This is a genomic window from Streptomyces humicola (genome assembly GCF_024436035.1).
Lineage (GTDB): Bacteria > Actinomycetota > Actinomycetes > Streptomycetales > Streptomycetaceae > Streptantibioticus_B > Streptantibioticus_B humicola.
In genome coordinates, this window is record NZ_JANFNG010000015.1 from 97687 (window position 1) to 110746 (window position 13060).

The 13060-nt window shown below is 70.4% G+C and carries 11 protein-coding genes and 2 tRNA genes; 8 read left to right on the forward strand and 5 right to left on the reverse strand.

Annotated features, from left to right (window positions below):
• Positions 1 to 15: 15 nt before the first annotated feature.
• Positions 16 to 492, forward strand: a complete 477-nt coding sequence (locus NGB36_RS19630) for a hypothetical protein (RefSeq protein WP_255921643.1) — start codon at positions 16 to 18, stop codon at positions 490 to 492.
• Between the two features lie 393 nt (positions 493 to 885).
• On the opposite strand, the gene NGB36_RS19635 is transcribed toward NGB36_RS19630, so the two are convergent.
• Both NGB36_RS19635 and NGB36_RS19640 read right to left on the reverse strand, forming a co-directional pair.
• Positions 886 to 1443, reverse strand: coding sequence for a CGNR zinc finger domain-containing protein (locus NGB36_RS19635; RefSeq protein ID WP_255921644.1), 558 nt, complete (start codon positions 1441 to 1443; stop codon positions 886 to 888).
• 233 nt (positions 1444 to 1676) lie between these two features.
• The gene (locus tag NGB36_RS19640) at positions 1677 to 2090 is read right to left on the reverse strand and encodes an SsgA family sporulation/cell division regulator (RefSeq protein ID WP_003959770.1); all 414 of its coding nucleotides are present in this window, start codon (positions 2088 to 2090) and stop codon (positions 1677 to 1679) included.
• Between the two features lie 291 nt (positions 2091 to 2381).
• On the opposite strand from NGB36_RS19640, the gene NGB36_RS19645 reads away from it, so the two are divergent.
• The 3 genes from NGB36_RS19645 (at position 2382) to NGB36_RS19655 (ending at position 3160) form a co-directional block, all read left to right on the forward strand.
• Positions 2382 to 2453 (forward strand) — tRNA-Val (locus tag NGB36_RS19645).
• An 82-nt stretch (positions 2454 to 2535) separates the two neighbouring features.
• On the forward strand, positions 2536 to 3018 hold the full coding sequence (locus NGB36_RS19650; protein ID WP_255921645.1) for an SRPBCC family protein: 483 nt from the start codon (positions 2536 to 2538) through the stop codon (positions 3016 to 3018).
• 70 nt (positions 3019 to 3088) lie between these two features.
• Positions 3089 to 3160 (forward strand) — tRNA-Val (locus tag NGB36_RS19655).
• A gap of 32 nt (positions 3161 to 3192) precedes the next feature.
• Here the strand turns inward: NGB36_RS19655 and NGB36_RS19660 are convergent.
• The gene (locus NGB36_RS19660; RefSeq protein WP_255921646.1) at positions 3193 to 3921 is read right to left on the reverse strand and encodes an exonuclease domain-containing protein; all 729 of its coding nucleotides are present in this window, start codon (positions 3919 to 3921) and stop codon (positions 3193 to 3195) included.
• Positions 3922 to 4181: 260 nt separating this feature from the next.
• Between NGB36_RS19660 and NGB36_RS19665 the strand changes: the two genes are divergently transcribed.
• From NGB36_RS19665 to NGB36_RS19680, 4 genes are all read left to right on the forward strand, one after another.
• Positions 4182 to 4748, forward strand: a complete 567-nt coding sequence (locus tag NGB36_RS19665; protein WP_255921647.1) for a DUF4365 domain-containing protein — start codon at positions 4182 to 4184, stop codon at positions 4746 to 4748.
• Entirely contained in the window at positions 4748 to 5932 is a 1185-nt protein-coding gene (locus tag NGB36_RS19670; protein WP_255921648.1) for a hypothetical protein, read from the forward strand. The genes NGB36_RS19665 and NGB36_RS19670 overlap by 1 nt, the downstream gene beginning before the upstream one ends.
• A gap of 149 nt (positions 5933 to 6081) precedes the next feature.
• On the forward strand, positions 6082 to 8079 hold the full coding sequence (gene thrS, locus NGB36_RS19675; protein ID WP_255921649.1) for a threonine--tRNA ligase: 1998 nt from the start codon (positions 6082 to 6084) through the stop codon (positions 8077 to 8079).
• Between the two features lie 81 nt (positions 8080 to 8160).
• Entirely contained in the window at positions 8161 to 8721 is a 561-nt protein-coding gene (locus NGB36_RS19680) for an HIT family protein (protein WP_255921650.1), read from the forward strand.
• A 34-nt stretch (positions 8722 to 8755) separates the two neighbouring features.
• Here NGB36_RS19680 and NGB36_RS19685 read toward each other — a convergent pair whose 3' ends face one another.
• Together NGB36_RS19685 and NGB36_RS19690 are read right to left on the reverse strand one after the other, a co-directional pair.
• Complete coding sequence (locus NGB36_RS19685) at positions 8756 to 10345, reverse strand: AbeC-like domain-containing protein (protein WP_255921693.1); 1590 nt, start codon at positions 10343 to 10345, stop codon at positions 8756 to 8758.
• Between the two features lie 164 nt (positions 10346 to 10509).
• On the reverse strand, positions 10510 to 12699 hold the full coding sequence (locus tag NGB36_RS19690) for an elongation factor G-like protein EF-G2 (protein ID WP_255921651.1): 2190 nt from the start codon (positions 12697 to 12699) through the stop codon (positions 10510 to 10512).
• Positions 12700 to 13060 lie beyond the last annotated feature (361 nt).

Genomic DNA, 13060 nt, shown 5'->3' on the forward strand with positions numbered 1-13060 from the left:
TGTAAGGAGCGGACGATGCTGACCGAGACCGTGTGCGTGGCGCTGTCGGGCGCGGGACTCGCGGTCGCGCTGCTGACGGCGTGGCGGCGCCGCTTCCTGCGCGCCACGCGGATCGCGGCGGTGGCGCTGCTGCCCGTGGGTCTGTACATGACCGGGCTGATCACCCTCGGCAGCAGGGTCGGCGAGGCGATCGGCAGCTGGGGCGCGGGCCTGGTGCTCAAGCCGACGGTGTGGGCGGGGTTCGCCGTGCTCGCGGTCGCCGTGGTGCTGTACGTGGTGACGCGCTTCGCCGCCGCTCGCGGTGGCGGGAAAGCGGTCGAGGGCGGGGCGGCCAGCCGTGCGGTGGCGCCCACCACCTCCGCGCCGGCGATCGGAGCGGGCGGCAAGGCCGTCGAGCGGCAGCCGAAGGAACGGAAGGGCAGCGGTGCGGCCGACGACGGCCTGTCCGACCTCGGGGACATCGAGGAAATCCTCCGAAAGCACGGTATCTGAGCGGGACACCAGCGGCATTCGAGCGGCGTTCGGGCGGCATCGGAGCGGCATCGGAGCGGCATCGGAGCGACGCGGGCGTGTTGCCTCCAACCGCGGCACGGCGCTGCGCGATGATCGTCCCGGCTGTGACCAACTCCCGCTCGTGGACAGCGACTTGAGCCTCACGAGGGCGTACGGTTGTGCGAGCAAGCCCCCTGTCGAGTGACCTACGATCTGTTGAGGCCACGCTCCGATGAATGACGAGCCCCGTGGGTGCCTTTTCGCTCTCTCCCAGCCGCCGCTGATGCTCTTTCTCGCCGTGATCGGCACCCTGCTGCTGTTCGGTGCCTGTTACGACCTGTGGTGAGTACGACGTGCGGTGAGCGCGACCAGAAGTGAGCCGGCCGCGGGCGGTCAGCCCGCGGCCTCGCGCTGCCGTGCCCGGTAGGCGGCGACGTGGAGGCGGTTGCCGCAGGTGCGGCTGTCGCAGTAGCGGCGTGAACGGTTGCGGGACAGGTCGACGAAGGCGCGACGGCAGTCGGGCGCGGCGCAGCGCCGCAGTCGTTCCCGTTCCCCGGCGACCACCAGGAACGCCAGCGCCATGCCGCCGTCGGCCGCGAGATGGTGCGCGAGCGAGGCGCCCGGCGCGAAGTAGTGGACGTGCCAGTCGTAGCCGTCGTGGTCGGTCAGCCGCGGCGTGGTGCCCGCCTCGGCGACGAGCGTGTTGATCAGTTCGGCGGCGGTGCGGTCACCGGAGGAGCCGAAGACCTCGGTGAATCGGTCGCGCACCCCGCGCACGGCCGTGAGGTCGGACTCGCCGAGCCGCCCCACGTCGCTGACCCGGTTGCGCGCCACGAAATCGTGCAGCGCCTCCAGATCGAACAGTCCTTCGCTTCCCTCGCTCTCGGGCGCGGTGTTGATCAGATCCACCACGCAGTCGAGGGCGCACCGGGTGTCGTGATTGATCAGCACGGTCTCGCTCCCTGCGCTCCCTGGCCGGAGATCTGTCGGGTGACTCTAGCGCGCAGGGGCGCTGTGCGAAGCGCCGTACGGCCGTCCGCGGCCACATGCACGTATGCCGCCGGCGCAGGGGGACTGCGCCGGCGGCATACGCGTGGTGACCCTGGTGCCACCGGTGCGTGCAGGGCGTGATTCGGGTCCGCGCCGTCCCCCCGAGTCAGGACGGCCGCGGATGGTGCGCGGTCTCAGCTCTCCGCGAGGATGTGGGACAACTCCGTATCCAGGTCGAAGTGGCGGTGCTCCGTGCCGGGCGGCACTGCGGCATCGGTTCGCTTCAGGAACGACTCCAGAGCCCGCGCGGGGGCCTCCAGCAGGGCCTCGCCCTCCGGGGAGCTGAGGGCGATGCATACGACGCCCTGCCCGTGGCTCCGGGAGGGCCAGACGCGGACGTCGCCGGTGCCGGTGGGCCGGTGGAGGCCCTCGGCGAGTAGGTCGCGGGCGAAAACCCATTCGACCGTCTCTTCGGCGCCGGTGTGGAAGGTGGCGTGCACGGCATAGGGGTCGGCCGTGTCGTACCGCAGGCCCGCGGGTACGGGCAGTGAGGATTCGCTCGACACAACGAGGCGCAGGTGCAGCTCGCAGCTGACCGTGGTGTTCATAAGCGCCAGGGCCTTTCGCTCAGTGTGCGCTCGGGGATTCGCACGTCGGCGAAATCGACATGCCACCTGCGGGGACGTTGTAAACCCCTCTGACTGGTTTGTGCGGCTTCTGGTACTTCGTTCGGACCATTTCCAGCCTCCCTCGGTGGGCCGACCTGGTGACCTTGCGGGACCCCGAGTGTGTGCCCATTGAACTACGGAGAGTGATGAATGTTCGGGAGGTGGGCGCTCCTGTCGTCCGGAGGTGGTCAGGAGCAGCCGCTGACATGCGGTAATGTTGCTCCCGCGCCGGGGCGATTAGCTCAGCGGGAGAGCGCTTCGTTCACACCGAAGAGGTCACTGGTTCGATCCCAGTATCGCCCACCCGGAACCCGGAAGCCCGAAAGTCGTGATGACTTCCGGGCTTTTTGGCATGCACGCGCTGCGTCTGCAGGATGCTGGATCCATGGACTGGTGCCGCTATCGCTTTCGCAGCGTCTGGCCGCTCGACCCGGCGCCGGAGCGCGTCTACGCGGTCCTGGAGCGGGCCGAGGAGTATCCGCGCTGGTGGCCTCAGGTGCGCGAGGTCTCCCGCGTCGACGACCGGGTGGGCGTCGTCCGGATGCGTTCCGCCCTTCCCTACGAGCTGTGCGTCACGGCTCGCGAAGCGCGCCGGGACCCCGCGGCGCGGATACTGGAGATCACCATGACCGGCGATCTCGACGGGTGGGCCCGCTGGAGGCTGATTCCGGGTCCGCGCGGGACGGGGACACAGGCGGTCTTCGAGCAGGACGTGATCGTCCGCAAACGGCTGATGCGCGTGCTCGCGGTGCCGGCCCGCCCGCTGTTCCGTGCCAACCACGCGGCGATGATGCGCGGCGGGCGGCGCGGGCTGACCGAGCTGCTCGCCGCCGGCGACGGCGCGGCAGACCACCGGGATGCCGTTTGAACGCGGGGTCCCGCGCGCTGTATTGTTCAGGGCGTGCCGCGGCGGCCAAGGCCCCGCGAGCAGATGATCAGGGCGATTAGCTCAGTGGAAGAGCGCTTCGTTCACACCGAAGAGGTCACTGGTTCGAACCCAGTATCGCCCACACCGAATTCACCCGTGCGGCCGTCACCTTGCTCACGCAGCCTCCGGAAGCTCGGGACGCAACGGCCACGCCGGGTCGCACGCCTCCTGCGAACCGTTCCTCGCAAACCACGCCTGCAGTCCGCGCGCCTGCGCCGCATGCCACAGCGCCTGCCGTACGTGCAGCTCGGCAACCGACATCGACCCCACGCCACGGTCGCGGAAGCGCCGTCCTATCGCGCGCACCAGTGACAGCGCCGCAAGCGCGTCCGCCCCCGCGTCGTGCGCATCGGTCAGCTCCACCCCGTAGTGCGCGCACAGATCCGTCAGCGTGCGACGGCCCTTGCGGTAGCGGTCCGCGTACTTGTCCAGCACCCGCGGATCCAGCACGCACAGAGGGCTGTGCTCCAGGTACACGGCGAGCGGTGTCGCACGGTGACGCTTCAACTCCCGGTCGAGCAGCGTCAGATCGAACGGCGCGTTCATCACCACCAGCGGAACGCCCGCCGCCGACTGCGCGGCAAGCGCCCGCGCCAGCTCCTCGACGACCGGCCCCGGCGGCCTGCCGTGGAGGCTGAGGAACGCGTCCGTCAGCCCGTGCACCGCGGTCGCCGAGGCGGGCACCGGCACACCCGGATCGACCAGCCACCGCGACGTGCGCGGCTGGCCCCCCTCGGCGTCCTGGACGACGAGCGCCGCAGACACGATGCGATCGCGCTCCACGTCCACGCCCGTGGTCTCCGTGTCGAACGAGGCGAGAGGTCCCTCGTACCAGCGCGCCATGGCCGGCTCCTTGCGTGGGTGACCGAAGGTGACGAGAGGGTGAACCCCGAGCGGCTGCACGGCGGTTGCGGCCTGCGCGGACGTCCGTCTGTCCGTATTTCTACCCGTGACGGCGTGTCAATGAACCGTACCCGTTTGCGGATCATTTCCGGCGGAGAAGACAGAGTTGACGGACCGTTCGAATTCGGGCGCTCCGGCGGGGAAATGCAACGCAAGCGGGGAACGAACCAACGCAAAGCCCGGAAGGCACGGCAGCAGCCATGGCGCTCGCGCAGCCAGAACCGGGCGGGCTGCTTCCCGAGCGGACCGCACCGCTACGGGGAGGGCTCGCCGTCACCAGCTGTATGGAGACCCTGCAGGTGGGGTATCTGCACGCGGTCGCCGCGGCCGCGGGCTGCACACTGGCCCAGCCATTTCCGGACAACGGCATCGACTGGCACATCAGTCACAGCTCGCGCGGCCATGCCGTCGACGACGAGGTCACCATCAAGGTGCAGCTCAAGTGCACCTACCAGGTGGCACCGCGCCCAGCGGGCCCGTTCTTCTCCTTCACCCTGGAGAACGAGCATCTGGTCAAGCTCGCCCGCTCGCCGGTCTCGGTCCACAAGATCCTCGTCGTGATGCTCGTGCCGCGCAGCCAGGAGCAGTGGCTGCGCGCCGGTCACGACCGCATGGAGCTGCGGCACTGCTGCTACTGGACCAACCTCGCCGGCCATGCCGTGACCGGCAAACACAAGACGACCGTACGCATCCCCACCGCGCGCATCTTCGACGACCGGGCACTGTGCGAGATCATGACGCGGGTCGGGGCTGGAGGGAGACCGTGATGCGCCGCACCGCGGAAGGCCGCGCCACCGCAGGCCCCACCCCCGGGGAGCCCGAGCTGCCCGACCCCGAGCGCGTCGACCCCGAGGTGCTCACCGCGCTTTTGGTGCGCCATGGATGGGAGCGCCGAGGAGGCGAGAGCGGGCGCTACACCCGCTGGACCCCACCGGGCGCATCCGGCACCCGGTACGGGACGGGCACCAGCCTGCTGGTGCCCGCCGCTCATGGTTACGGCGACTACTCCGACCTGCTGGGCGAGGCGCTCACCGCCCTCGCCCGCTCCGGCGCACCCTCCGCCCGCGATGTGCTGCTCGAGCTCGCCGTGCCGGGCGACGAGATCTGCTGGCGGCGGGAGGTTCCGCAGATCGCGGGCGCGGTGCCCTGGACCGCCGCCGACCAGCTGCGCGGCGCGGCGCGCGCCATGCTCACCTCCGCGGCGCGGGCCGCGCGGGGCACCGCCGCGTACTTCGGCCAGCGCCACGGCCGGTACGCCGACACCTACCTCGACCAAGTGCTCATCGGGCCCGCCAACGGCGGCCATCTGCTGACGGCGTACGCACCCGCGCCGGACGGCCGTGCCGTCACCGGCACGCTGCTGCGGGCGCTGCAGGCCACTCGCGACGCGATCGACTACCAGCGCGCCACCGGCGGCATGGAGGCCTTCGACGCGGCCGTGGGCCTCGGCGTATGCCATGAACTCGTGGAGTCGGTGGTGCACTTGGTGCGCGACACCGAAGGCGTGGAGATAGCCCTGTCCTGGTCCCCATCGGCGGGGCTGCCCACAGGCATGGCCGCGCATCCCGAGCCCGTGGACTTCTCGCCGGGCGACCTGCCCGCCCTCCAGCGCGCCTCCGCGCGCTTCGTACGGGCCGAGCCCCCCGTGCCCGTCCAGGTGACCGGCACCGTCGTCCGGCTGCGCAGCACCCGGCCGGCCGGCGGCGGCACGGTGCGGCTGCGGGTGCTGGCCGGCGCCGACGTGCGCCACATCCGCGTCCGCCTCACCGAGGACGCCTACCGCGTCGCCGTCCACGCTCACCTCGCCGGGCTGCCGCTGCGGGTGAGCGGCAAGCTGGAGAGCCGCGGCGGGTTCCGTCGCATGACCGGGGCCACCGGCGTCGCGCCCGTGCCCGTCGAGGAGGAGGAGCGCGAGGCGCTGCTGAAGTCGCTGCACGAGGGTGAGGCATAGGTCCGCCGAGGGCTGGAGCCGCCCCGGAGCCCCGCCCGCACCGCCCATCCGGCGTCCGTATCACTTCGCGCGCACGGCCTGCGGCTCGGTACGATTCAGCGGTGCAGCTATCGCTGCCCTGAAGCGAAACCGCGAGGCAGGAGAAACCGGTGTCCGACGTCCGTGTGATCATCAAACGCGATTCCGCTGAACGGGAAGAGCGGGTGGTCACGACGGGCACAACCGCCGCGGAGCTTTTCGACGGCGACCGCACCGTGGTCGCCGCTCGGGTCGCCTCCTCCGGCCGCGCAGCGGTGCTGAAGGACCTCGCCTACCCGCTCGCCGACGGCGACGAGGTGGAGCCGGTCGCCATCGACAGCCAGGACGGGCTCGACATCCTGCGCCACTCGACCGCGCACGTCATGGCCCAGGCCGTCCAGGAGCTCTTCCCCGAGGCGAAGCTGGGCATCGGCCCGCCGATCCGGGACGGCTTCTACTACGACTTCGATGTCGACAAGCCGTTCCACCCGGACGACCTCAAGGCCGTCGAGAAGAAGATGCAGGAGATCATCAAGCGTGGGCAGCGGTTCTCGCGCCGCGTGGTCTCCGACGAGGCCGCCCGCGAGGAGCTGGCGGGCGAGCCGTACAAGCTCGAACTGATCGGTCTGAAGGGGTCGGCCGCCGAAGCGGCCGAGGGCGCCTCCGCTGAGGTCGGAGGCGGCGAGCTGACCATCTACGACAACCTCGACGCCAAGACCGGCGAGCTGTGCTGGAAGGACCTGTGCCGGGGCCCCCACCTGCCCTCCACCCGCGTCATCCCGGCGTTCAAGCTGATGCGCAGCGCCGCGGCCTACTGGCGCGGCAGCGAGAAGAACCCGCAGCTGCAGCGGATCTACGGCACCGCGTGGCCGTCGAAGGACCAGCTCAAGGCGCACCTGGACTTCCTCGCCGAGGCCGAGAAGCGTGACCACCGCAAGCTCGGCAGCGAGCTCGACCTGTTCTCCATCCCGGAAGAGATCGGCTCCGGCCTGGCCGTCTTCCACCCCAAGGGCGGGGTCGTCCGCCGCGCCATGGAGGACTACTCGCGCAGGCGCCACGAGCAGGCCGGGTACGAGTTCGTCTACACCCCGCACGCGACCAAGTCGACCCTGTTCGAGAAGTCCGGCCACCTGGACTGGTACGCCGACGGCATGTACCCGCCCATGCAGCTGGACGAGGGCCACGACTACTACCTCAAGCCCATGAACTGCCCCATGCACAACCTGATCTTCGGGGCGAGGGGCCGGTCCTATCGCGAACTGCCGCTGCGGCTGTTCGAGTTCGGCACCGTCTACCGCTACGAGAAGTCCGGCGTGGTGCACGGCCTGACCCGGGCCCGCGGGTTCACCCAGGACGACGCGCACATCTACTGCACCAAGGAGCAGATGGCCGACGAGCTCGACTCACTGCTCACCTTTGTGCTCGACCTGCTGCGCGACTACGGCCTGGAGGACTTCTACCTGGAGCTGTCCACCAAGGACCCGGAGAAGTTCATCGGGTCGGACGAGAACTGGGAAGAGGCCACCGAGACGCTGCGCAAGGCCGCCGAGAAGCAGGGCCTGGAGCTGGTCCTGGACCCGGCCGGCGCCGCCTTCTACGGCCCGAAGATCTCGGTGCAGGCGAAGGACGCCATCGGCCGCACCTGGCAGATGTCGACCATCCAGGTCGACTTCAACCTGCCTGAGCGGTTCGACCTGCAGTACACCGCCGCCGACGGCTCCCGCCAGCGCCCGGTGATGATCCACCGCGCGCTCTTCGGCTCGATCGAGCGGTTCTTCGCAGTCCTGCTGGAGCACTACGCGGGCGCCTTCCCGGCATGGCTCGCCCCCGTGCAGGCGGTGGGGATCCCGATCGGCGACGCGCACGTGCCGTACCTGGAGGAGTTCGCCGCCCAGGCCAAGGCCAAGGGAGTGCGCATCGAGGTGGACTCGTCGACGGACCGCATGCAGAAGAAGATCCGCAACGCGCAGAAGTCGAAAATCCCGTACATGGTGATCGCGGGCGACGACGACATGGCCAACGGAGCGGTGAGCTTCCGCTACCGGGACGGCTCGCAGAAGAACGGCATCCCGCGCGACGAGGCGATCGCGGAGATCGTCGACGCCGTGGAGAGCCGGATCCAGGTGTGACGCGAGACCCGCGCGAGCGGGTCGTCAGGGGCGGACCGATCGGTCCGCCCCTGGCCACGTCGCGGCCCGCAAGAGGCGAATATGCTGGCCCGCATGACGAGTGAGCCGGAGCAGCAGATCGGGGTGGGGACGCCGGACGCGTTCCAGCGCCTGTGGACCCCGCACCGGATGGCGTACATCCAGGGCGAGAACAAGCCGAGCGGTCCCGGGGCCCAGGACGGCTGTCCCTTCTGCACGATTCCGGCCAAGTCCGACGAGGACGGGCTGATCCTCGCCCGGGGTGAACACGTCTACGCGGTGCTCAACCTCTACCCGTACAACGGCGGGCACCTCATGGTCGTCCCGTACCGGCACGTCGCCGAATACACCGAGCTCGACGCGGACGAGACCGCGGAGCTCGCCGAGTTCACCAAGCAGGCGATGAGGGCGCTGCGCGCGGCCTCCGGCGCACACGGGTTCAACATCGGGATGAACCAGGGGACGGTGGCGGGCGCGGGCATCGCCGCCCACCTGCACCAGCACGTCGTGCCGCGGTGGGGCGGCGACACCAACTTCATGCCCGTCGTCGGCCACACCAAGGTGCTGCCTCAGCTCCTCGCCGAAACCCGGACCATGCTCGCGCAGGCCTGGCCGCAGGGCTGACCGGCCGTCCGGTCAGCCCTGCCCGAGGGCCGGGTCACGCATCGTAAGCGTCCGCCCGCCGCGGTTCCACGCCCTGGACGACGTTGCTGAGGAACAGCGACCTCGTCCCGAACCGCTCGGTGTCCACGCCGTTCTCCTCCAGCACCGACAGCGCCGCTGCGTGCACCGCACGCAGCACCGGTGTCGCGGCGCGCAGCGCGTCGTCGGACATGAAGCGGTGCTTCCACGGCTTGTCCGCCCACGCCGAGCGCAGCCCGAACGGCTCGGGAAGCGTCAACTGGCCGCCGAAGAAGTCCAGTACGGGCGGGAACCAGGTCAACGGCGCCCGTGCCGCCAGCCGCACCACCTCGCCGGGCTCCACCAGCGGCAGCTGCACCGTCTTGGTCTCCCAGAACTTGACGGACTTGGAGACCTCTTTCTCCTTCGGCGCGGGCTTGGCGGTGAAAAGCGAGTGGACCGGCCCGAGCGCGTGCCCGGTCACCTCGATGCGCAAGGTCGCGTGCAGCACGGTCACCGTGATCAGCAAGGTGATGACCAACTGCCCGTCCCACAGCACGAACTGCACACCGAGGTAGTGCCGGTTGCCGCTGCCGAACTGCTGCTCGTTGCATATCCGCTGCAGCTCGAAGTCCTTGACGGTGAACGCCTCCACCTCGGCGCCGGTGGGCCTGCTGATCTCCGTGGCATTCTCCCCGAGCGGTGCGACGATCCAGTGCCGTATCGACGGCTTGGGGAAGCCACCGGTGTGCAGCGGTCCGCGTTCCAGCTCGCCGAGCTTGGCCTGGATGGCCTTGATCACGTCCCAGCTGCGGAACGGGTGGATCTCCGGCATGCCCTGCGGCACGAGCTCCTCGGCCAGCTGCCAGCTGCCCCAGCGCGGGCCCATGCCGAGTATCCCCTTGGGGCCGGCGTAGAAGACCACATTGCTGTTCTGCTCCGCGGCGAGCGCAACGAACGACTGGCGCATCCGCTCGGCACGCTCGTCGTTGGGGTGCTGCGGCACCGCCTCCGGGATCTGGGCGCCGACACCCGACCCGGACAACAGCCCCGACCAGCGATCCCGCAGATCCACCGCGGTGCGCTCGCAGATGCGCCGCGCGATGATCCATCCGATCACCGGCACCACCATCATCGCCCGCAGGTACCACGCGCCCAGGCCATGCAGCGGCGGCCGCCAGATCAGCAGCAGCGTCCCGAGGCCCGCGACCGCGATGACGAGACCGCCGAGGGCTCCGGCGCGAGCCCCCTCCGCCTTCGCCAGCCACCTGCGCAGCTGGAAGGCGATCAGCCAGATGAGCACACCCGGCAGGAACAGCAGGCCGCAGACTGCCATCACCACGGTGAGACGGGCATCGCGGGCCTGCCGGATGCGGTTGGCGGCGAGGCAGTGCTCGACGACGGTCTGCGGATCCGTGCCGAAGGACTGCACGGTCTCCTTGCGCGCCCCGCCGAGCATTCGCACCTGCACCGCCCGTGCGAACGCCTCACCCAGATTGGGTTCGAAGATCGACAACCTCGGTGGTCTGACGCCCGTCGCCGGGTTCGCCTTCACCAGCGCGTCCACCCGGCCGTCGCGGTAGGCGGCGGACGACAGGGCCTGCGTTGCGGCCGTCTGTCCGTCCATGCCGATGAGCGGGACCTGAGCGCCCGGGCTGAAGTCGAACTCCACGCCGGAGAATCCCGAAAGTGCAGACACCCAACGCCCCCATCCCGCAGTACGACCACCCGATCACAGCGTATCGGCCCGATGCCCCGCACGTCAGGGCATCGGGCTCCCAAGGGCGGGCGCTACGAGCGCTCTTCCCTGAGCTTCGCGGAGAGTTGAGGCGGCATCGGTTCGTGACGGGCGTACGAGCGGCTGAAGCGCCCGGTGCCGTGGGAGAGCGAGCGCAGGTCGATCGCGTAGCGTCCGATCTCGATCTCGGGCACCTCCGCGCGCACCAACGTCCGCCCGGGACCGGCCGGTTCGGTGCCGAGCACCCGGCCCCTGCGCCCGGCGAGATCGCTCATCACCGGACCCACATACTCGTCCGAGACCAGCACTTTGACCTCATGGACCGGCTCCAGCAGATGGATCCGGGCATCGCCGGCCGCCTCCCGCAGCGCCAGCGCGCCCGCGGTCTGGAAGGCGGCGTCGGAGGAGTCCACCGAGTGCGCCTTGCCGTCGAGCAGCGTCACCCGGATGTCGACGACCGGGTAGCCGGCGGCGACGCCTTTCGCCGCCTGAGCCCGCACCCCCTTCTCCACCGAAGGGATGAACTGGCGCGGCACCGCACCGCCGACCACCTTGTCGACGAACTCGATCCCGGAGCCGACCGGAAGCGGCTCGACCTCGATCTCGCAGATTGCGAACTGCCCATGCCCGCCGGACTGCTTGACGTGCCGCCCGCGCCCAGCGGCCTTCTCACCGAACGTCTCGCGCAGTGACACCTTGTACGGGACGCCGTCCACCTGCACCCCGTACCGGCCGCGCAGCCGCTCCAGCGCCACGTCCACATGCGCCTCGCCCAGGCACCACAGCACCACCTGGTGGGTGTCCTGGTTCTGCTCCAGGCGCATCGTGGGGTCCTCGGCCACCAGACGCGCGAGGCCCTGCGAGAGCTTGTCCTCGTCCGCCTTGCTGTGCGCCTCGATCGCCACCGGCAGCAGCGGGTCCGGCATCACCCACGGCTCCATCAGCAGCGGGTCGTCCTTGGAGGACAGGGTGTCGCCGGTCTCGGCACGGGTCAGCTTCGCCACGCACACCAGATCACCGGCGACGGCCTTCGGCACCGGGCGCTGGACCTTGCCGAACGGGCAGGACAGCGCACCGATGCGCTCATCGACGTCGTGGTCCTCGTGGCCGCGGTCCTCCATGCCGTGTCCGGAGACGTGTACCGTCTCGTCGGGCCGGATCGTCCCGGAGAAGACACGCACCAGGCTGATCCGTCCCACGTACGGGTCGGAGGAGGTCTTGACCACCTCGGCGGCGAGCGGGCCGTCCGGGTCGCAGGACAGCGGCTGCCGCGGCCCGCCGTCCGGCGTGGTCACCGGGGGCACCTCGCGCTCCGCGGGCGTCGGGAAGCCGCCGGTGATCAGCTCCAGCAGCTCCAGAGTGCCCAGGCCGTGGCGCGCGCCCTCGGCCGGCGGGGCGGCGGCGAGCACCGGGTAGAAGGTGCCGCGGGCCACGGCGCGTTCCAGATCCTCGATGAGCGTCTTGAAGTCGACCTCCTCGCCGCCGAGGTAGCGGTCCATCAGAGTCTCGTCCTCGCTCTCGGCGATGATCCCCTCGATGAGCCGGCCGCGCGCCTCCTCGATCAGCGGCAGGTGTTCCGGATCCGGGTCGCGCTCGACGCGCTCGCCGGAGGAGTAGTCGTAGACCCGCTGCGAGAGCAGGCCGATGAGACCGGCCACGGGGGTGTGGCCGTCGGGCCCCTCTTCGCCGTGCAGCGGCAGGTAGAGCGGAAGCACCGCGTCCGGGTCGTCGCCGCCGAAGGCCCGGCCGCAGATGGCCGTCATCTCCTCGAAGTCGGCGCGCGCGTTCTCCAGATGCGTGATGACCACCGCGCGCGGCATCCCGACCGCGGCGCACTCCTCCCACACCATCCGCGTTGCGCCGTCGACGCCCTCGGCCGCCGAGACGACGAAAAGGGCCGCATCCGCTGCCCGCAGACCGGCCCTCAGCTCCCCGACGAAATCCGCGTACCCGGGGGTGTCCAGTAGATTGATCTTGATGCTGCCCCACTCGATCGGGACCAGCGACAGCTGGACCGACCGCTGCTGGCGGTGCTCGATCTCGTCGTAGTCGGAGACCGACGTGCCGTCCTCGACACGGCCCGCCCGGTTCAGCGCGCCGCCGGCGAGTGCCAGCGCCTCGACCAGGGTCGTCTTCCCCAAACCGCTGTGGCCGACCAGCACCACGTTGCGCAGCCCCTCGGGCCGGTCGGCCGTCGGCGCCCCTCCGGCGGCTCCTGCGTGTACATCTCGCCTGTCGCCCATGTCGATGCCTCCCGCTCATGCCTCACTGCACGGTGACTGCCCTCATGCTGCTGCCGACGAGGGCAGGGATGCTCTGAGTCCGGCTCCTATGTGCGCAGGCAAGGACGCCAAGGCCACGCGAATCCTCAGGCGGCTGCGGCGACGCCCGCGGTACCTTCGACCTTCCCACGCTCGTCACGCTGCGTCCATACGTCGTACGGGCGGTGGTACCCATCCCGTACCCGGCCGGTCACCTCGGGTGTCCGCGCCCGGGACCGGTGCAGGTTCTGGCCGGGTGACTGCGGGACGTGGCGACGGGCTCGCGTGACTACGATGGGGCGGCCGGTGGCCACAGGGGCCACACTGCACCCACAACCCCCGG

Coding starts and splice junctions, on each gene's coding strand:
- NGB36_RS19685 (WP_255921693.1), bottom strand. CDS start 10,345: ATGGACGGACAGACGGCCGCAACGCAGGCCCTGTCGTCCGCCGCCTAC.
- NGB36_RS19650 (WP_255921645.1), top strand. CDS start 2,536: ATGGACTGGTGCCGCTATCGCTTTCGCAGCGTCTGGCCGCTCGACCCG.
- NGB36_RS19660 (WP_255921646.1), bottom strand. CDS start 3,921: ATGGCGCGCTGGTACGAGGGACCTCTCGCCTCGTTCGACACGGAGACC.
- NGB36_RS19640 (WP_003959770.1), bottom strand. CDS start 2,090: ATGAACACCACGGTCAGCTGCGAGCTGCACCTGCGCCTCGTTGTGTCG.
- NGB36_RS19670 (WP_255921648.1), top strand. CDS start 4,748: ATGCGCCGCACCGCGGAAGGCCGCGCCACCGCAGGCCCCACCCCCGGG.
- NGB36_RS19690 (WP_255921651.1), bottom strand. CDS start 12,699: ATGGGCGACAGGCGAGATGTACACGCAGGAGCCGCCGGAGGGGCGCCG.
- NGB36_RS19630 (WP_255921643.1), top strand. CDS start 16: ATGCTGACCGAGACCGTGTGCGTGGCGCTGTCGGGCGCGGGACTCGCG.
- NGB36_RS19665 (WP_255921647.1), top strand. CDS start 4,182: ATGGCGCTCGCGCAGCCAGAACCGGGCGGGCTGCTTCCCGAGCGGACC.
- NGB36_RS19680 (WP_255921650.1), top strand. CDS start 8,161: ATGCTGGCCCGCATGACGAGTGAGCCGGAGCAGCAGATCGGGGTGGGG.